The 20,341-nt window shown below is 46.3% G+C and carries 14 protein-coding genes and 2 tRNA genes; 10 read left to right on the plus strand and 6 right to left on the minus strand.

The window, feature by feature from the left end; translation table 11 throughout:
- The first annotated feature begins 133 nt into the window (after positions 1-133).
- From BEN74_RS11725 to ahpC, 3 genes are all read left to right on the plus strand, one after another.
- Positions 134-5,182: an AAA domain-containing protein gene (locus tag BEN74_RS11725; RefSeq protein WP_068910569.1), complete on the plus strand. Its 5,049-nt coding sequence runs from the start codon at positions 134-136 to the stop codon at positions 5,180-5,182.
- On the plus strand, positions 5,175-6,563 hold the full coding sequence (locus tag BEN74_RS11730) for a hypothetical protein (protein WP_068910570.1): 1,389 nt from the start codon (positions 5,175-5,177) through the stop codon (positions 6,561-6,563). The genes BEN74_RS11725 and BEN74_RS11730 overlap by 8 nt, the downstream gene beginning before the upstream one ends.
- A gap of 445 nt (positions 6,564-7,008) precedes the next feature.
- A complete protein-coding gene (ahpC, locus tag BEN74_RS11735) occupies positions 7,009-7,572 on the plus strand; it encodes an alkyl hydroperoxide reductase subunit C (RefSeq protein ID WP_068910571.1) in 564 nt (187 codons plus the stop codon).
- A gap of 60 nt (positions 7,573-7,632) precedes the next feature.
- On the opposite strand, the gene BEN74_RS11740 is transcribed toward ahpC, so the two are convergent.
- Both BEN74_RS11740 and ycaC read right to left on the minus strand, forming a co-directional pair.
- Positions 7,633-8,553, minus strand: a complete 921-nt coding sequence (locus BEN74_RS11740; RefSeq protein WP_068910572.1) for a LysR substrate-binding domain-containing protein — start codon at positions 8,551-8,553, stop codon at positions 7,633-7,635.
- A 142-nt stretch (positions 8,554-8,695) separates the two neighbouring features.
- Positions 8,696-9,325, minus strand: coding sequence for an isochorismate family cysteine hydrolase YcaC (gene ycaC / locus BEN74_RS11745; RefSeq protein WP_068910573.1), 630 nt, complete (start codon positions 9,323-9,325; stop codon positions 8,696-8,698).
- Between the two features lie 291 nt (positions 9,326-9,616).
- Here ycaC and BEN74_RS11750 point away from each other — a divergent pair, with 291 nt between their 5' ends.
- The 3 genes from BEN74_RS11750 (at position 9,617) to BEN74_RS11760 (ending at position 13,060) form a co-directional block, all read left to right on the plus strand.
- On the plus strand, positions 9,617-10,498 hold the full coding sequence (locus BEN74_RS11750) for a pirin family protein (RefSeq protein WP_068910574.1): 882 nt from the start codon (positions 9,617-9,619) through the stop codon (positions 10,496-10,498).
- Between the two features lie 432 nt (positions 10,499-10,930).
- Positions 10,931-12,229 carry an FAD-dependent oxidoreductase gene (locus BEN74_RS11755; RefSeq protein ID WP_068910575.1) on the plus strand — a complete coding sequence of 433 codons (1,299 nt, stop codon included), beginning with the start codon at positions 10,931-10,933 and terminating at the stop codon, positions 12,227-12,229.
- A gap of 3 nt (positions 12,230-12,232) precedes the next feature.
- On the plus strand, positions 12,233-13,060 hold the full coding sequence (locus BEN74_RS11760; RefSeq protein WP_068910576.1) for an SAM-dependent methyltransferase: 828 nt from the start codon (positions 12,233-12,235) through the stop codon (positions 13,058-13,060).
- Positions 13,061-13,116: 56 nt separating this feature from the next.
- Here the strand turns inward: BEN74_RS11760 and BEN74_RS11765 are convergent.
- Together BEN74_RS11765 and BEN74_RS11770 are read right to left on the minus strand one after the other, a co-directional pair.
- Positions 13,117-13,192: transfer RNA gene (locus BEN74_RS11765), tRNA-Thr, on the minus strand.
- Positions 13,193-13,328: 136 nt separating this feature from the next.
- Positions 13,329-13,556 (minus strand): hypothetical protein, encoded by a 228-nt coding sequence (locus tag BEN74_RS11770; RefSeq protein ID WP_068910577.1) that lies wholly within the window; start codon positions 13,554-13,556, stop codon positions 13,329-13,331.
- An 830-nt stretch (positions 13,557-14,386) separates the two neighbouring features.
- Between BEN74_RS11770 and BEN74_RS11775 the strand changes: the two genes are divergently transcribed.
- Entirely contained in the window at positions 14,387-15,208 is an 822-nt protein-coding gene (locus BEN74_RS11775) for an HNH endonuclease (RefSeq protein ID WP_068910578.1), read from the plus strand.
- Between the two features lie 167 nt (positions 15,209-15,375).
- On the opposite strand, the gene BEN74_RS11780 is transcribed toward BEN74_RS11775, so the two are convergent.
- Positions 15,376-15,465, minus strand: a tRNA-Ser gene (locus BEN74_RS11780).
- A gap of 122 nt (positions 15,466-15,587) precedes the next feature.
- Between BEN74_RS11780 and BEN74_RS11785 the strand changes: the two genes are divergently transcribed.
- The 3 genes from BEN74_RS11785 (at position 15,588) to BEN74_RS11795 (ending at position 19,202) form a co-directional block, all read left to right on the plus strand.
- The gene (locus tag BEN74_RS11785; RefSeq protein ID WP_068910579.1) at positions 15,588-17,468 is read left to right on the plus strand and encodes a potassium transporter Kup; all 1,881 of its coding nucleotides are present in this window, start codon (positions 15,588-15,590) and stop codon (positions 17,466-17,468) included.
- 326 nt (positions 17,469-17,794) lie between these two features.
- Positions 17,795-18,889 carry a DNA/RNA non-specific endonuclease gene (locus BEN74_RS11790; RefSeq protein ID WP_068910580.1) on the plus strand — a complete coding sequence of 365 codons (1,095 nt, stop codon included), beginning with the start codon at positions 17,795-17,797 and terminating at the stop codon, positions 18,887-18,889.
- A gap of 67 nt (positions 18,890-18,956) precedes the next feature.
- Complete coding sequence (locus tag BEN74_RS11795) at positions 18,957-19,202, plus strand: hypothetical protein (protein ID WP_068910581.1); 246 nt, start codon at positions 18,957-18,959, stop codon at positions 19,200-19,202.
- Between the two features lie 50 nt (positions 19,203-19,252).
- Here the strand turns inward: BEN74_RS11795 and BEN74_RS11800 are convergent, their stop codons facing one another.
- Positions 19,253-20,260 (minus strand): AraC family transcriptional regulator, encoded by a 1,008-nt coding sequence (locus tag BEN74_RS11800; RefSeq protein ID WP_068910582.1) that lies wholly within the window; start codon positions 20,258-20,260, stop codon positions 19,253-19,255.
- Positions 20,261-20,341 lie beyond the last annotated feature (81 nt).

The raw sequence follows: 20,341 nt of genomic DNA on the forward strand, positions 1-20,341 counted from the left end.
ATGTTTTTTTCTTATGTATATGTTTTTATTAGTTTAATTCCAAAGATTTATTACTTTTTTGATTTAATTATTGATATCTATTTTTTTATCGAATTGATTTTCAATATCTACATTTTATGGATTTAATTTTTTTATGGATTTAATTATCAAAACCCAAGCCAATGGACTTCATCAGCATGAAACCAAAGCGCTTTCCAGAATTCAAGAAGCATTTAGTGCTGATGATGAAATGCGAAAAAATAATCCTTGGTATGGTTATGCAGGCTATACCTTAGTTGATACGATTTCAAAAAAAGAGGGGGAATTTGACTTAATCTTAGTGACTAACAGTGTCCTGATTGTTATTGAATTGAAAGATTGGAATGGGAAATCGATTAAGTCTGCCAATGGTAATTGGTACATGGATGAGCGCGATATGGGGGTATCACCTGTTGCATTGACACGACAAAAACAATTCATCCTTGTAAATAAGCTAAATGGTCTTAAAAATAAATTTAAGGGCAATCCCGGTTTTGTTCCAAGAGTATATTTCTTTGTTGTAATGTGTGGCAAGGTAAGTTTTTCAAATTTACCTGATGATGAACAAAAGCATGTCATTAGCCTTGATAAATTCTTAAAATTCGCCAATAAAAATTCATTTAATAAAGAGTTTAAGCCACATCCAAATGCTCAGCACCTTTATAAGGATTTTGACCTAATAGACAAGATTTTTGTGCAGAAAAGTACGCCACCTAAAAGAATCATTGTTCAAAAATATAAACAAGATGAAGAGCTTCTAAGTCATCCTAAAAAGTTATATACCGAATACGAAGCTACCTCGACTATTTCACGCTCTGACAAGGCAATCATAAGACAATGGATGTTCTCAAATTTTCAGGAATTGAGTATTCAATCTTCTAAAAAGAGAGCAGAGTTATTAAACCATGAGCGAGTTATTACTGCTGAATTTAAGCAAAGTAGCCATTTGTATAATACGGCACTAGTTCCATTAATCATGCCTGATGAAGATCAAATCACTCAGCAGTACAATGAATTGGTTGAGTATCGTCAAAGTCATCTTAGGTTTAATGATTTTATTACAACGATCTGTCCGAATTTGAATGAAGAAGATAAGTTAAATCTAATTCAGATTTTACTCAGTAAGTTTTCTGAAATGCATAATCTTGGTATATCACATGGAGATATTAATTCGCATTGTATTTGGATATCAGCTCAAAAAGATGTAGCTATTTCACATTTCCTGACATCGAACTCAAATAATATAGATAATAATATTAGTGATTTACAGCCTGATTTAGTATTTATTGCTAATGGGCAACAATCAAAAATTGCTAATGTACAAGCGTTTAAAAAAGACGTTTATATGTTAGCGGTTATTGCATGGCATTTGTGGTCTAATATTCGTTTAACCCCAAAAGCTCTTAATAATATATGTGTGAATAGCGACCATTGGTTAGCAAACTTATTAAGAAAGGCTATCAATCTTGAAATCGAAGATGCTAGCCAATTACTTAGAGAATTCAATACAAAACGACCTGTTCAAGCAGTAGAGTTTATAGCGGATACCTCATTTTTAAATGAATATATCACGTCAGAAAAGCTGAATAGATTATATCCAGAAGATGATGAAATTTATGAAGATGCTGAGAGAGATATTATCTTATATCGTTCAGGTGACTTATGTGTCAAAGAATGGTCTGATGTCCATGTAAATGAATTTTCATCTAGCGATATTTTAAAATACCAGCACTTTTTTGAACGTATTAAGGAAGCTAACTCCCAAAATTTATCATATTTACCAAGCATAGAAAGATTTGGTATTTCATCAAAATCAAGATCTTTATTTCTAGTTAACAAGTTTGTTGAAGGTATAACTATTGATCAATTTGAAACTACGAAAGAATCAAGATTATTGTTGGCAGCTAACTTGATTGAAGCCATCGTCCATCTACACAAGTTAGGTTTGCCAATCGGAAGAATTAACCAGAAAAGCGTCTTATTCAATTTGGACGATAACAGTTTTATTTTTAATGACATCATTGATATTAAGGAATATCTAGATTACGAAAGTGCGTATTATCCATCCTATATTGATAATCCGACAAGTGAACAGTGTCAAAATTATGCAATTATGAGACTGGTGTGTGAAATTCTTGGATTTGAAATAGGAAATGATAGTTCAGAATTCAAATGGGTTAGCGATGCTGTAAATATAGAACTTAAAGAATCAGAATATCCTTTAGGCGATCTAAACCGTTTGTTAGAAAGTATTGAAACTGAACAAATTCATGGTGATACTCCAACGCTTCATATTCCTGTACCTAATAAGTTTACAGAGCTTAAAATTTTTGCAGACAATAAACGTATCTATGTAGCATTAGAAAAGGGACGTAACGCAAATGACATTATTGTTAAGATGCAAGGTATTGGGGGTTCAATACAGTTTATTTTAGATCCAAATGGTAAGACTATACGCTTTGTAACAGGAGTACGTGAGTCAGATGTAGTTCCACATTACGTAATAGATCAGGCCATGCTTGAAATAAATGTGGCTCTTGATATTAGGTATTCTGTAGGTAAACCTGAATATACCGAACTAGCGGAATTTCTTTTTAAAATTGATGAGTTTTCAACAGCTATTAATGATGTCCTTCAAGAGCAAATTAACGATCAAGATGGAAGTATTGATGTAAGTAACAATTGGGAGTCATCTGAAGACCAGATGGCAGATCAACAATTACTTACACAAGAAAATCAGCTTCCAGTAGAAAACTCTTCAATATCTATAGAGATTGATAGCTTAAGTAATGATACTCAGAAACTAGCTGCTCTAAATATTGATACTAAGAAGCTATGGAAAGCAATTTTAGAGACTGAGACTGAGGCATTACCATATATCGTCTTGTCACAACCATTACATTTGGTTGATAGCAAAATCTACATTGCAAGATATGAAGATGACAATGATGTATTAGATAAATTTCCTAAAGATTCGCTTATCAGTCTCATACATAAGACAGTTGATTTTAATGGTGAAGATAGAGAGTTCCGAGTAGGTGATATTGATATTCAGAACTCGCTCGCAGGTGAGTTAAGGGTTAAAGGTGTTAAACACGCTGATAAAATTAAGGTTGGTGAGGTTCTATATTTAAGAACGAAGGCTGATAAATCTTCATTCTTGAAACGAAAAAATGCTTTAGAGCAAATTCTAAGACGACAATCTGATATTCCGAACTTGGTTGAATATTTCGAGCCTAATTCAGAAATTAATCCGATCCACTATGACATTACTGTTACTGATAGAGACTTTGAACGATATGATCAATATGATCAGCAAGGCGAGGTCATTGTTAGTCTAAACAATCTTCAACGAGAAGCTTTCCGAAAATTAATAAACTGCGGGCCTGTTTCAATTTTACAAGGTCCTCCAGGAACAGGTAAAACTGAATTCATTGCGGCATTTGTGCACTTTCTTTTTGAAAAACAGAACGTCAATAATGTATTGATGGTCAGTCAATCCCATGAAGCTGTTAATACTGCTGCTGAACGCATAAGAAAACACTCGCACCGACTAAATACGCCTTTGGAGATTGTACGTTTCAGTAACAGGGAGAATGCAGTATCGAATAATCTAAAAGATGTATTTTCTGATTCCATCATATCGACACATCGCAATTTATTCTTAACGGAAATGGAAGATCGAGTTCTTTCTTTGAGTCAGTCGATAGGCGTTGATAGAGATTATTTGGCATGTGCTTTGTTTTTAAAAGTACATCTGTTTGGCCACTTATCTAGAATGTGGGTATCAACAGAATCAGAAGAGAATAAATTAATCACCAAGGCTGAATGGAATAAGCTGTCAACGAATATTATCGAAAGACTTAGGTATTATTCAAAGGAATTGCATACGTCATTATTAGGATGGACTAGTCATCAGATCTTAGATCGAGAAAATCAAATATGGGAGATGCTGGACGAGGTTTTCGAGGTTCAGGGTAAGGCTGCTAATAATGCTAAAGCCTTGGTACAAATTGCTTTCGACTATGATCAACTGATTGATAGTCCACATGCTAATTACGAAACATACCTTTCGAAGACTAGACAATTTATTTGCGGTACTTGTGTAGGTATAGGACACCACTCAATTGATATTGCTAATCAATCATTCGATTGGGTCATTATTGATGAATCAGCGAGGTCAATTTCTTCAGAGTTAGCTATTGCGATGCAATCTGCTAAACGCATTTTATTGGTTGGGGATCATAAACAATTACCTCCACTGTATTCACCTGAACATGCTAAAGCTCTTGGTCGAAAGTTAGGATTTACAAAAAACCGTATAGAAGCGAACTTAAAAAGTGATTTTGAACGATTATTTAATTCACCATATGGTAAGGCTGTACAGGGTAAGTTATTAGTTCAATATCGGATGGCTCCAGCAATCGGAGAAATGGTTTCTTCGTGTTTCTATGATAAGGAATTAGTAACAGGTGTTATTGAGCCTTTAGGTAAGCCTTATAAAGAGAAAATGGTTCGAGTCGTACCAAATATATACCAGCAGTGTTCAGTTCAAGAATTACGTTCTACTGTTACATGGGTCGATACGTCTGAAAAATTTAGTGATGGTATTGGAACAACTTTCTTTAACAAGCATGAAGCTCGTAAGATTATTAGTTTGTTAGAAAGAATCCATTCAGATGAGGAGTTATTAAAAGAGTTAAAAGAACGATCTAAGCCTAATGAGCCTCCGATTGGCATTATATGTATGTATGGTGAACAAAAGCGTTTTTTACGCAAGCAGTTCAATTCTAAGTCTTGGAATGAGGATTTTAGATCATTAGTAAAAATTGATACTGTTGATAGCTATCAAGGGAAAGAGAATAGAATCATCATTCTTTCTGTAACTCGAAACAGCCCAGATAACAAAATTGGATTCATGAACATGCCAAACCGAATTAATGTTGCATTATCTAGGGCAATGGATCGTTTAGTTATTTTTGGTGCCTCTCGTTTATGGAGTATGCCAAAATATCAAGAATCACCGCTTGGTGAAGTGCTTAACTATATTAAAGAGTATTCAGATGATAGGACACGTTACCAATATATTGCTGATAGAAAAAATGAATCTAAACTAAACGCAAATATCCAAAAAAAGATAAGTCGAGGTATTAGTCATGAGTAACTACAGCATTCCATATCATGATGTTGATATTCTGATTCCGGCACAGAAGTTTGAAATAAAATTCAGTTATACATCAAGCCAAATGCCAAAATTTATTGATTCAATGATTATGCGTTTACTGCGTATCAGCCCAATGTCAGTCAAAAATATTGCAAATTTTTTGGGTATGAATCAAAGAGAGTCACGGATAGTTTTAGATCAACTAATTACAAATAATGAGATTGAACTTAGACAAGATGGGTTATTTCATTTAACGAACAAATCAATGAAATACTTTACAACTGTGGATTCTATACCTAAGGTTGCTTCGATTTTGGAGCATACACATGGTCTAGTTTATGAGCTTACTAATTTTAATTACATAGCTCAGAATCCTGATAGTAATATGTACGGCTTAAAACTACTCGCTTCAAGCGAGCATGCAGCAAATAGTGAAAGTATTGTTCGAGATAGGTTTCAGAAGCAATTTTATCAACTCATTGAAGATGATATTATCACCCTAAAGAAAATGGATGGTAGACCAGCCATCTACAAAATGGGAACTGTAAAGAAAGTTAGGGAATGCACTGTACGTAAGTCGCTAGACCTTAATATAGATGCTCAAGCGGATCCACAACCTATAAAAGTTTTGGACTCTATTATGAGTGATGAGCTTAAAGATAAGACTTATCAGGCATTAGGACAGAGTAAGAAAGGGAATAATATTCGAGATATCGTGAAGAATCTTGAAGGCTTTGAACAATTAAATCTGCATCAATATTTTAAAGATGGTCGCTTTTTGGCGCCAGTCGCATTATTTGATAGCTTAAATCCTATAGAGAGCAAAGCAAATGATGGAAATCATCTCTTTATTGGACCTTGTTATAGCCAAGGTAATTCAAAACTAATATTGAACAAAATCAAAGATATTCTTGCTAAAAGTAGCCCTGTAAAGAATATTTACTGGTTAGCTCCTGATGATGCATTTTGGGGTAAATCTCTTAGATTCAATACATTTGTGGGTACTTTGGGGCAACTTAAAAATAAACAAAACGATGAAATACAGCTAAAGTGTTTCTTACCGATGGCAGATGAGCGAGATCGAGTTTCCATACAAAAATACCGAAAAATTATTGGAAAAGATCATCAAAAATATTTTTATGGTATTAAAGATGGTTTACTCGATGGTAATTTTGAATTGATTGTAGTTGAAAACGAATTTGCTGTGATACTTCTACATGTATTAGATTCTGAAGCAGATTATTTAACATCATTCCCAATCGGTTCAATTAGTTACGATAAGACTCTGGTCAATAGTTTGGTTAGTTTATTTGATGCATGGGAACGACCAAAAGATGAAAATGGAATTAGCTTTGGTCCAATGTTTAAGAAAAATCGTTAAATATTAATTATATTGTTTTCTTACTTATCCAGAACTGTATTTTTCGAGAAAGAGCTAGTTTTTACTAGTTCTTTTTTTTATTGTATTTATAGGTAAATTTAAGAGAAAAAGCATATAAATTAAATTTTAAAAATAAAAATTTGATTTTTAATTAATTAAACTATTGAATTTTATTAAAAAATAATATATAAATGTTAATTATTGTATAGTTAACCGTTTTAATTGGAACGGCAGCCCGTCATGATGAAAAACCCTCTGCCAAGAGGGTTTTTTATTGCCTGAATATTGGCTTTGCGCAGAAACCCGCATGCCGGCTGCCGCAGAAATATAAAATCTAATAATCCGATTGTTTTTATAAAAAATCACAGTTTTACTAATTATGATGATTTGGGTATTCTGGCTTCAACAGATAAACAGCCGCATCAACCAGCGAGAGGAATATCCCATGAGCCTGATCAATACCGCCGTCAAACCGTTCAACGCCACAGCCTATAAAAATGGCCAATTCATTGAAGTATCTGAAAAAGATATGCTCGGAAAATGGTCAGTCGTGTTCTTTTATCCTGCAGACTTCACTTTTGTCTGCCCGACAGAATTGGGCGATTTAGCCGACCACTATGCTGAATTTCAAAGCATGGGCGCAGAAATCTATTCGGTTTCCACCGATACGCATTTCACCCACAAAGCCTGGCATGACGCTTCTGAAGAAATCGGCAAAATCCAGTATCCGATGCTGGGCGACCCGGCATGGACTTTGGCGAAAAACTTTGAAGTGCTGATTGAAGCTGAAGGCATGGCCGACCGCGGCACCTTTGTGATTGACCCGGAAGGCAAAATCCAGATTGTGGAAATCAATGCCGGCGGCATCGGCCGCGACGCTTCCGAGCTGCTGCGCAAGCTGAAAGCAGCGCAGTATGTGCATGCGCATCCGGGTGAAGTCTGCCCGGCAAAATGGAAAGAAGGCGATGCCACTTTAGCGCCGTCGATTGATCTGGTCGGCAAAATCTAAGCTGATTCAGCCGCAGCTGAAAAGAAAAATCCGGAACCGCTGTTCCGGATTTTTCTTTATTCAGGGCAAATAGCCGGCGCTTTGCGGCGCATGGCGCCGGATGCCTTCAACAAGGGATTCAATCAGCTTTTCCAGCACCAGGCGCTGCCCTTTGCGTGAGGCATAGACCAGCTGCACCGTGCCGATATTGGAGCACCATTCGGGCAGCAGGTGAATTAAGTGGCCGGACTGGAGATCCTTTTCCACCGTCAGATAGGGCAGGTCGGCAATGCCGAGTCCATCTAAAGCCGCGAAATAGGCGCCCATCAGGTCGCTGCTTTTAACCCGCGGCTGCAGCGGAATGCTGATTTCTTCCCGGTGCTTCAAGTTGTGCAGATGCCACTGCTGCTGCTTCTGCAGGCCCAGGGCAATGCTGGGAAAATCCGCCAGCTCGGTGACATGCTCAAGGCTGCGGCCCTGCAGCAGCTCTGGGCTGGCGACCAGGCAGTGCGTGGTTTTAACCACATCGCGCACAATAATGCTGGAGTCCTCATTGGCTTGAAAGCTGGTGCGGATGGCCAGGTCAATATCGTCATGCAGCACATCGGCGCGCCGGCTGGACAGCTCCATTTCAATGCTGACTTTCGGGTAGTCCTTTAAAAACCGGTGTAGCAGCGGCCGGATCTGGTGCTCCATCATCACCGGCGGGCAGCTGATTTTGATCAGGCCCTGCGGTTCAGCTTTCTGCTGCAGCAGCACATTCTGCGCATTGTCCGCCTGTTCAATGACTTTGCTGCATTCTGCAAAAAACTCCTGCCCCAAAGGGGTGACTTTAAAATGCCGCGTCGAGCGCTGAATCAGCGTGACATTGAACTGCTCTTCTAGGTCCAGAACCCGTCGGCTGAGCTTGGACTTGGTAATGCCTGAGGCTTCGCTGGCTGCGCTGAAGCCGCCGTGCTTTACCACCAGATAAAAATACAGATAGTCATCAAAAGAATGCATGAAGCCCCCGGCGGGTAATGCGGAATGTGCTTTTGATCATAGCATTGGCGGGAAAATAACAGCACTGGAAAATTGGCAGCTACTCAGCCTGACTCAATGAAAAACCGGCGTTGAGGCCGGTTTTCTGCGGTTTGCTATTCAGTTATTTCTGGCCGGCGCTATGCTGCGCATAGCTGTTGATCAGGTTGCGGTAGTCAGGAATATGGCTGCTGAACAGCGCGCCCAGGCCTTCAATATCATTGCGCCAGTCGCGGTGCAGTTCACAGGCGGCGCCGAACCATGACATCAGTTGCGCGCCGGCGCTGCTCATGCGGTCCCATGCGGCGTCGCGGGTCAGGTGGTTGAATGTGCCGGAAGCGTCGGTAATGACAAACACATCAAAGTCTTCCTCCAGGGCGGACAGCGCAGGGAAAGCCACGCAGACTTCAGTCACCACGCCGGCAATGATCAGCTGCTTTTTGCCTGTGGCCTTGACCGCCTGCACAAAGTCGGCATTGTCCCATGCATTGATCTGGCCCGGGCGCGCAATATACGGCGCATCCGGGAACATTTCCTTCAGTTCCGGCACCAGCGGGCCGTTCGGGCCCTGTTCAAAACTGGTGGTTAAAATAGTCGGCAGGTTGAAGTATTTGGCGGCTGCAGCCAGCGCCAGCACATTGTTCTTGAATTTATCCGGGTCAATATCGCGGACCAGTGAAAGCAGGCCGGTTTGATGGTCAACCAGCAGAACCGCTGCATTGTCTTTATCTAAGCGCACATAAGGCTTGCCCATAATCTTATTCCTTTTAGCAGGTTGAAAAACTGTCCGGCCGGATGTCCGCGCCGGTCTGCAATTCATGCTAAACAGCTTGCCGGGCAAAATTAAGCCGCTAAATTGAGATAAATAATCTTAAAAATAAGACAGTCCTTAAATATTCAGATTTTTCTGCATCTTAAGAAAAATCCAAAAAGTGCGCAGTGATTGTCCTATTGCTGGGATGCAGTATGCCGGGGGCCGGCTTGGTTCAGCCCTTTAAAAAACTTAAGATGAGCGCATGTTAAGTCCTAGAGATAGGAGTTTGAGATGAAAAAAATCATTGGCGTTTACCGCAATCAGAACATGCACTGGGTCGGCGACGGCTTTCCGGTCAAAAACCTGTTTTCCTATGACCGCCTGGGCCAAGCCATCAGCCCATTCCTGCTGCTGGACTATGCTGCCCCGTATCCTTTTGCGCCGACCGCGCAGCAGCACGGCGTCGGCTCGCATCCGCACCGCGGCTTTGAAACCGTGACCATTGCCTATCAGGGCGCGGTTACGCACAAAGACTCCGCCGGCGGCGGCGGCACCATTCAGGCGGGCGATGTGCAGTGGATGACTGCGGGCGCCGGCCTGGTGCACGAAGAGTTCCACTCCGCCGAGTTTGCCCAGTCCGGCGGCCTTTTTGAAATGGCGCAGCTGTGGGTGAATCTGCCGGCCAAGGACAAAATGACCGCGCCAAAATATCAGGCCATCGCCGCGCAGGATATTCCGGCCGTGCAGTTTGAGAATGATGCCGGCCAGATGCGGATCATCGCCGGGGAATATGCAGGGCGCCACGGCCCGGCCAGCACCTTCAGCCCGGTCAATGTCTGGGATGGCGTCCTGAAAGCCGGCCATGCCGAATTGATTCATGTGCCTGCGGACCACACGGTTCTGGTGACTGTGCTGGAAGGCGAAATGCTGCTGAACGGCGCGCAGCGGGTGCTGGACAGCTCGATTGTGATGTTCGCCAAAGACGGCGAGGCGGCCATTCAGCTGCAGGCGGTGCGCGACGCCAAGTTTCTGGTGCTGACCGGCAAGGCGCTGGATGAGCCGATTCAGGGCTATGGCCCCTTTGTAATGAACAGCAAAGCCGAAATTGCGCAGGCGGTCAGCGATTTCAACAGCGGCAAATTCGGTGAAATTCCGGTGCAGGCCGGGTCCTGAGCTGAGCAGAACCGCCACTGCGGAGAGAAAAAAGCCCCTGAAGCAATTCAGGGGCTTTTCCTTTTGCGCTGTACATCTTCTTGTTTTTGCTGCCCCGATGCGCCTGCCGGCGCCGCGGTTCAGTGATGCGGTTATCGTTTTTATGTGGCGCGCATATTAGCGCCAATTTTTCCATAAGTAAACCATTTGTTAAAAAATCGGTTAATTTAGTTAAATTGTTTTTAAAGGGTTTTTATTTTTATTTGGCTTTAATATGTATATTAAATGCAATTTTAAATCTAGGGAGACCCATGCGCCGCAGCCTGCGCGCCCGCGGTTTTATGCGGTTTTGCAGCCCGCACTGAAAAACCTGCAATCTGGTAGTTTTTAATAGCCTGTTTTCGGTTTGCATAGGTCATAATTTTATCAAACTTTTATAAACGGAATAGAAGATTGGATATTGCAGTCATCGGCAGCGGCATGGCTGGGCTTGCTGCCGCAAGAATTCTGAAAGACGCAGGGCATAACATTACCATTTTTGAGGCTTTGCCTGGACGCGGCATGGACAGTCACAGCACCGAATTTGAAGGCGGCCTGATTGACGCGCCGCTGCGCGTAATGAATCCGCATCTTTGGAACAATACCCTGAGCCTGGCGGCCTATTTAGGCATTAAAACCTTTCCAGTCCGCACCTATATGGCCTGCAGCTGGCTGTTTGAAGACCGGACCGAAACCTGGCTGACCACCACGCGCAGCCGGATCGGCAATTTTCCGATCATCAATAACCGCAAAGGCATACAGCAGTATGGCTGGCGCCTGGTGAAAGGCATGCTGCAGCTGAAAACCGCAATTGCCAAATTTTTCAAATCGCAGAATCAGGACATTACCCTGGCGGAATTCATCAACCGCAATGAGATTGAAGAAGTGTTCTGGCATGGCGCGGTGATGCCGGTGCTGTATACCATTTGCACCTGCAACCCGAAAACCATCGGCGAATGGCCGGCCAAGCCGCTGCTGGTGTTCCTGCGCCAGCTCACCGACGGCGATGCACTGCTGCGCCTGCAGGGCGGCACGCCGGCGCTGGTCAATAAGCTGATTGAAGGCATTCCGATCAACAGCGGCTCGGCGATCACTTCGGTCAAAGAGCAGGGCGATAAGGTGCTGGTTGCCAACAATGCAGGCCAAATGCTGGAGTTTGACCGCGTGGTTGTGGCCACGCCGACCTCTAAAATTGAAGAATTTCTGGATGCTGAACAGTTTGCCGATGACATTGCGCTGCTGAAGAAATTCAAGTTTGAGCAGGGCGATCTGGTGATTCATACCGATCAGAGCGTGATGCCGCCGAAGCGCAAAGACTGGGCGGTGCTCAGCTATATGATGGACCGCAAATTCACCCGCCAGCAGTTTACTGTTTGGCTGAACGCGGTAGAGCCGAGCCTGGTCGGCAAGGCGCCGGTGTTCCAGACCTGGCGACCGGTGACTCCGATTGACCCGAAAAAAGTCATTTCGACTGTCACCCTGACCCGCGCGGTGGTGGATTCGGATACCGTGGCTTTAAATGCCGAGCTGCAGCAGCGCCATAAAGCGCCGAACCGCAAGGTGTTTTTCTGCGGTTCGTGGTCATGCGGCGGCCTGCCGATTTTAGAATCTGCGGTGACTTCCGCCATGCATATTGCGGAAATCTTCGGCGCGCCATTGCCGTTTGTGGGCTTAAAGCCCGAGGTTGAAGTGGCGCCGCAGCTCGGCTATTGATGGATGAAATGGCTGCAGGCCTTGCGCGGGCATCTGCCCGCCCATAAATATGCCATTAATGCCAAGCTGCTGGGCGATGATGCCGAACTGGCCTGGAGCAATCTGGGCTATTGGCAGGCCGATGCGCCATCGTATCCGGCAGCCTGCCGGGCGCTGGCCGACCATCTGGCGCAAGCCGTTGGCCTGAACTCAAATGACCGCCTGCTGGATCTGGGCTGCGGCCAGGGCGCCAGCCTGCTGCATTGGCAGGCGCAGTATCAGGTATGGCAGCTCAGCGCAGTGGAGCTGCAGCCGGCCTGCATTGCCAAAATCCAGCGCTGCGCGGCGCTGCAGGCCGACGTGCGCTGCGGCTCTTTTTTGGATTTAAAGCGGATTTTCCCGCAGCCGGCATTTGACGCCGTGCTGTGCATTGACGCTGCCTATCACTGCAGCCTGAACGCCTTCCTGCCGTCCGTGCATCCGGTTTTGGCCGCCAATGGCCGCCTCGGCTTTCATTATTTAATGCTGTCGGAAAAATACCTGCATTTAAATGCGCTGCAGAGGCTCAGGTATCAGGCCCTGCTTAAAGCAGCTGATGTCAGCCTGCAGGATTTGCTGCTGCCATCCGCGCTGCATCAATGCCTGGAAAAATTTAAATTCACGGATATTCAGATTCAGGATATCAGCGCGCAGGTCTTTGCCGGCTTCGACGCTTATGAGGCTGGGCATTTACAGTCAAATGCTGCGGGCGTGGATCGGTTTAAAATTCAAGCCACGGCCAAGCTCTGCCGCATCTTGTATGAGGAAGGCATCGTCCGCTATGTGCAGATTGCTGCGCGGAAGGCCGGATAGGCCAAAATGCAAGGCCCGGAAACATCAAAGCCCCGCGGTAAGGCGAGGCTAAGAAATGGTGCCGGCACACGGATTCGAACTGTGGACCTACTGATTACAAGTCAGTTGCTCTACCAACTGAGCTATGCCGGCATTGTGCAGTGAATTGTACAGAATTTCTGTTCAGGCGCAAGCCAAAAAATGAGCGGTTGAATCTGCGGCGCAAAGCGATGCGGGCGCAGCCGGCGGCGCGCTGGCTGTGCCCTTGAAAGGTTTAAGAAAACAGCGCTTATTTGCTGCGCAATATGCGGTCCAGATCCTGAGCGCATTCTTCCAGCGTAAATGCGGTGTCCAGCTGCAGCTGCGGCTTCAGCTCATTGGCCAGCACCCTCCATTCCTCTATCAGTTTAAGGGCTTTTTGAATTTTGTGCTTATTGATGTCCTTGGCAATGGTGGGCGTGTAGCCGCCGCGTTTCGCATTCTTGATCTGTTTGACATAGTTTTGGCTGTTATTCATGTTCGCTCCCGAATAGCAGTTTTTTATGCTGAATGGACTGTGACGCTTTTAATTTACCGGTGGATCAAGTGGAATATGGGTTTAAAGATTGAACGCTGAGTTTTCCTGCTGTGCAATGCCCTGAAAAAATTGCATTAATCCATTTTTAGCACAGCCTTAAGCAATTGTCTTTATGCTGCAAATTTTCAAATTGTAATAAAAAGTGTCTGCCCTGCATGCGCGGGGCTAGGCAGGAATGAAGCCTTGAACTGGCGTTCAGCAGGTTGTTTCAGCTGAGGTTTTTCTGAATTTTTCCTTCAGGGGAAGCGGCAGCCGCTGCGCGGGCAGGGCTTCGGGGCGCGCAGAATTTGACATAAAGCTGCAGCGTGGGAAGTTGCGGGCTGTGTTTGGTGCGGGAGACGGTTTGGCGTGTTGCGCTGATTGAGTGGCGGGATGGTGTGCTGCTCAATTAGGCTTCTGGAGCTGTTGCTTTAGGTTGTAGAGCTTTAGACTCTGGTTGAGAGGGAGTTTGTGATAGGTTTGCTATTCACCAAGCATTAGCCGTGTGAAATTTTATGAAATGATTAACGTTGATTCAAAGTAGTATGATTTTTTTTCCAAAACCTGTACGTTTGAGTGAATCGCGTATTGGTCGGGTCGATTGGGCAGTACATTAGTGGATTGAGAGTAAGTTGAAAAGTCGAGCATAAGTTGGGAGAAAAAGTTCCCTTATTATTTTCTATATAATAATAAAATAAGTTTTGAATTGTGAGAATATTTCTGATTTCATTAGATTTTTATTTTAAATTGAATTTCAAGAATTATTAAATTAATTTGTTTAAGGGGACTTTGTGTTATTGAAAAATAAAGATGTATCTTTACCGTCACAAGGGGTATGGAGTAGGGAACAGACGGTATTAGCATTATTCTGGTATTATCAACTGCCATTTGGGCGTTTGCATGCTAAAAATCCATTAATTATTAAATGGTCAGAAATAATTAATCGAAATGCTAATGCAGTTGTCATGAAATTAATGAATTTTGCAAGTCTTGACCCTGTAATAATTGCAAGTGGTCGTAAAGGTATGGGAAACACTTCAGCTTTAGATAGAGAAATATGGGAGTTCTATAACAATAAACTGGAGTTATTAACTAATGATGCAGAAATTATTTTAAAACAGATAGTGGGAACAGATGGGGAGGCATTTGATAGCTTATTACCTCAATTAGAAATGGCAGAGACTAATAAAAATTATTATGGCGCAGAGCGTACAGTCACAATCAGCCAACGTATCCGTCAAAATTTTTTCAGATCAACCATACTCAGTAATTTTGATGAGCGATGTTGTATTAGTGGGCTGGCTGAGCCACGTTTATTAGTTGCAAGTCATATTGTCAGTTGGGTTCAAGCACCTGATAAACGTTTGAGCCCTCATAACGGTCTTTGTCTTTCGGCACTCTATGATCGTGCTTTTGATAGACATTTGTTGACATTAAATACTCAATTAGAGGTAATGCTTTCTCCAAAGCTTAGGAAAATTAGCGAGACTACACGATTTAGTATTGGGCTATTAGAAATAGAGGGACAACCTATTACTTCGCCGATTAGATTTGGAATAGATATGGGGCTGTTAAAACAACATCGTGATCACTTTGTGAAATTGCAGAAATAATTAAATTTTGCCAGGCATAAATTTATGTAGTACTAGCACCCAGTTATACCCTCAGCTGGAACAGTATTTCAACAGATGCTGCCGGCTAGCATCAGGCAACAAAAAAGGCTTAAACCATTCTAGTTTAAGCCTTTCAGGATTCCATGAATCATCATGAGAATAGAATATGGCGGTGAGAGAGGGATTCGAACCCTCGATACGCGCAAACGTATACACACTTTCCAGGCGTGCTCCTTCAGCCACTCGGACACCTCACCGTATAGGCCGAAGATCATACCCAAAAAAAGCCCGGCTGCCAAGCTGAAACAATTGATTTAGAGAAAAAATTTTGACGTGATGCTATGATTCGCAAAAATTCTGTCTAAATTGAAGCCAATATATGCAAAGTACTGCACAAAAAGCCGCACTGCCTGCTATTACCCTAGCAGCGCTGGGTGTGGTATTCGGAGACATTGGCACCAGCCCGCTGTATGCGCTGCGCCAATGCTTCCTGACTGCGCATCTCGCCATATCGGAAGCCTCTGTCTTAGGCATTCTGTCGCTGATCTTCTGGTGCATGATGCTGACCATCAGCTTTAAATACGTGACCATCATCATGCGCGCCGACAACAACGGCGAAGGCGGGATCATGTCCCTGCTGGCGCTGAACCTGCGCACCACGCGCATCAGCGACAAGAAAAAGATCTATCTGATTGCCCTTGGCTTTATCGGCGCATCGCTGTTCTTTGGCGACGGCATCATCACGCCGGCCATTTCAGTGCTGTCCGCAATTGAAGGCCTGAGCATTGCCACGCCGGTTTTCAACCAATGGCTGGAGCCACTGTCCATCGGCATTCTGACCGGGCTGTTTTTGGTGCAGCGCCACGGCACCGGCACTATGGGGAAATTCTTCGGGCCGCTTACCCTGCTGTGGTTTCTGGCGATTGGCGGTTTTGGCCTCTGGAGCATCCTGCAGACGCCGCATGTGCTGCTGATGGTGAATCCCTACTGGGCGCTGAGCTTTGTCTTTAACCAGCCCTATGTGGCTTTTCTGACCATGGGCGCGGTGATTCTGACCATGACCGGCGGCGAAGCGCTGTATGCCGATATGGGGCATTTCGGCCGCCTGCCGATCCGCCTGGCATGGTTTATTGTGGTGCTGCCGTGCCTGCTGCTGAACTATGCCGGCCAAGGCGCGCTGCTGCTGCGCGACGCGGAAGCGCTGGCCAATCCGTTCTATATGCTGATCCCGGAATGGGCGCTGTATCCAATGATCGGGCTGGCCACCGCGGCTGCCGTGATTGCATCGCAGGCGGTGATTACCGGGGTCTTCTCCATGGTCAATCAGGCGGTGCAGCTGCGCTATCTGCCGCGCCTGACGGTGCGCCACACTTCCGATGTTGAGCGCGGCCAGATCTATCTGCCGTTCATTAACTGGGCGCTGTACATCTCCGTGCTGATTCTGATCCTGCTGTTTGAAAACAGCGCCAATCTGGCCAGCGCATACGGCGTGGCGGTGACCATGACCATGCTCTGCGGCACCATCCTGATTTCGGTTCTGGCTTACGGCTTCTGGCGCTGGCCAATCTGGAAAGTGGCGCTGTTCGCTGCGCCGTTCCTGCTGCTGGATCTGGTCTTTGTCGCCTCGACATCGCTGAAGATTATTGCCGGCGGCTGGGTGCCGATCCTGATCGGCGCAGTGCTGTTTACAATTTTGATGACCTGGAAAGACGGGCGCGCCCTGGTGCTGAAGCGCCTGGAAAAAGACGCCTTGCCTATCGACCTGTTTATCAAAAGCATCAGCATGGGCAGTGAAGCCAAGTCCGTTCCGGGCGATGCGGTATTCCTGACCGGCACGCCGAATATTGTGCCGCATGCCATGCTGCACAATATCAAGCACAATAAAGTGCTGCATGCGCGCAATGTGATGGTGACGGTGATGACCCGCGACATTCCCTATGTGGCGCCGGAGGAGCGCAGCAGCGTGGAAAAGCTGGATGAGCGCTTTTACCGGATTACCCTGCATTACGGCTTCAAGGATCAGCCGGATATTCCGCAGGCGCTGCAGTCCGCATATGAAGAACTCGGTTTTGAATATGACCTGATGCAGATCAGCTTCTTTATTTCCCGCGACCGGATTATCCATACGGTGGGCGAGGGCATGGCGCCGTGGCGCGAAAAGCTGTTTATTTCCATGCAGCGCAACACCAGCCCGGTCAGCGATTTCTATCAGATCCCAACCAACCGCGTGGTTGAGCTGGGCAGCCAAATTGAAATTTAGCTGCAGGCCGCGCTGATGCGCAGATCAGAAAAGCCGGAGCTCAGCTCCGGCTTTTTTTATGCGGTCTTTAAAAGGATTTTGGCTTAAGCGGCAGCCGGGCCTAAGGCTTCCGGTGCCTGGCGCAGGCGCAAGGAAAGCTGCGCGGATGCATCCATCCTGCCGCTAACGCGCTGTACAGGCGCGGCATTTTGTTACATCAATTGCTGCAGATTTTGGCGGTTTTTGCGCATTTGTTGAGCGAAATCCGGCGTGCTCCATGTACTTCGGGCGACGCGCTTGCTAAGCTCCCGGAAAATAGCCCTTTTTAGAAGTTAATATTGCAAGCGATGGCAAAAAACAAACGCAGCTCAGGCAATGCCCTGGCCCGGCTGTTCAATCAGAATGGCGTCAAAATGATTTTAGGCCTGGTGGCTGCCGGAAGCTTTGCCTTTGCCTTCGGGCAGGAAAAAATCCAGCAGCTGGTTGCCGGCGCTGCGCCATCCAATTCGGCCTGCCTGGACCAGTTCTACCGCGACGTGCCGCCGTATTTGATGAAGGACAGCCTGAATAAGCACAGCTATCCTTTATGCTTCAACGGCTTCAATGTCATGTATTCAGGGGTCTCCAAAACTCCGCTGTGGGTGGCCGAGGCGCTGACGCCAAGCCGCCTGAGCCAGAAAATTCCGCGCGAAGACAGCTTTCATGAAGAAACCCGGGTCAAGGCTGAGCACCGCGCGCTGCTGTCGGATTACCGCGCTTCGGGCTATGACCGCGGCCATATGGCGCCGAATGCCGACATGCCGAATAAAGAGGCGCAGTTTGACAGTTTTTCCCTCGCCAATATGGTGCCGCAGGCGCCGAAGAATAATCAGCAGGTCTGGCGCGAGCTGGAAGAGGCCACCCGCGCTATTGCGACCCGGCAAAAGCAGGATGTGTATGTGGTGACCGGCCCGGTATTTGCGGCCAAAAAGCTGAAGACCATCGGCAAAGGCGTGATTGTGCCGACCGCGGTGTTTAAGGCGCTTTACCTGCCGAAAACCGGCGCTGCCGGCGCCTATTACGCGCCGAATGACAATTCGCAGCAGGTGAAAATTGTCAGCATCTGCTATCTGGAAGAGCAGCTGGGCATCAACCTGTTTCCGCAGCTGAGCGAAGAGCAGAAGCGCAACACCTATCATCTGCCCTTAAAGGCCACTGCGGTCAAAGCCGGCAAGCCGATTGAATATTCAAACTGGGATGCGGAAAGCCAGTGCGCGGAAGACGTCAGCAGCAGCCAGCTGCAGGCCATGCAGAAGCAGTTTTCTTCTGCCGGCGGTGCATCGTCCGCAGCCGCGCCTGCTCAGGGCGGTTCGGCTTCAGGCATTGACGCCGATGCGCAGAATGCCATTGTGAAGCAGCTGATTGAGTCGCTGCTGCAGTACATTCTGCAGTTGTTGAAATAATTTTCCTGGATTAGGATGGCTCAGGCATCCTGCGAATTTTTATAACAACAAGACCCGCGAGAAGATTATGTTCAAGCCTTATGAAAATGGCGCCGAGTCGCATGCCATTCATGATTTAACCTTGGAAAATGACCTGGACTGCGTCAGCCTGTACGGCAACCTGCAGCTGACCAAGGATCAGGCCGGGCTGCGCGCCGCCAAGGCGCTGCAGGCGGCGCTGAATGAGGTGGTCAGCGCGCTGGAAAATACCGCTGACCTGCCGGAAAACATCAGCCGCCGGCAGGGCGGGGAAATTGAAAACCCATTCCTTTAAGCTGCCGGCATCTTGTCCTCCGGCGCCTTTGCGCACTGAAAGCCTGAAATTCAGCGCGCCGGCAGGTTCTGCCGGCGCCACTGCTGCGGCGTCAGCTGCAGCCAGCGCTTGAATGCGCGCTGAAAGGCGCTTTGCTCGGAATAGCCCAGCAGCAGCGCAATTTCCTGCAGGCTTAAATGCGGGTCGCGCAGGTATTCTTCCGCCAGCATGCAGCGGACTTCCTGCATGCGCTGCTGATAGCTGGCCCCCTGCTGCTGTAGGTGGCGCTGCAGCTGGCGCACAGGAATATTCAGCTGGCCGGCAATATGCTCAATTTGAAACTGGTTTTTCTGCAGGCCGGTTAAAATCGCCTGCTGCAGGCGCTGATCGGTCTGGGTGCTGTGCGGCAGCTTCTGCAGCAGCGACTGGGCCTGCTGCGTCAGCAGCTGCTGCAGGGTCTGGTCGCCCTGCAGGAAGGGCGCGGACAGCTCCTGCACCGGCAGCAGCACCTCTGAACAGGGCTGTGAAAAGCACACTTTGCAGCCGAAATACTGCGCATACAGCACCGCATGCTTGGGGGCTGCAGAATGAAAATGCACGGCGTGCAGGCGGATGTGCTTGAAATCCAGAAAATGCTTTAAAAAGCCGACCATCAGCGCGATGGCGGTTTCATCGGTAATCTGCGCGGTCATATTCTGCGGCAGCTCAGACCAGCGGATGGACAGCAGGCCGTCCTGCGCAGTGACCTGCAGCGGGCTGCCGTCATAAATCAGGCGGTGGAAGTCATGGTAGCGCTGCAGGGCCTCGCCGAGGTTTGCGCAGGACATGGCGATATAGGCGATAATGCCCAAATGCTTGGGCTGCACCAGTTCCGCAATTTCCAGGCCCAGCGCCGGGCGCCGCAGCTGCGCGTCCAGCTCCATCAGCAGCTCGCGCCACAGGCTGTAGTCAAAGCGTTCCAGATTTTGAATCCGCTGCAGTTTTTCAGGAATGGCGAGTCCCTGCGCCTGATAATAGGCATACAGCAGCTGTCCGAGCCCGCCATAGACTGAGCCGGTATAGTCCTTGAGCTGACGCATTTTTTATTCTTAAGTTCTGTCGCAATTTGTCAATGATATTGAAAAAGCCGGTCAATATCCAGCCCGGCGCATCGGCTATAG

This window comes from Acinetobacter sp. WCHAc010034 (assembly GCF_001696615.3).
In the GTDB taxonomy this organism is placed as follows: domain Bacteria; phylum Pseudomonadota; class Gammaproteobacteria; order Pseudomonadales; family Moraxellaceae; genus Acinetobacter.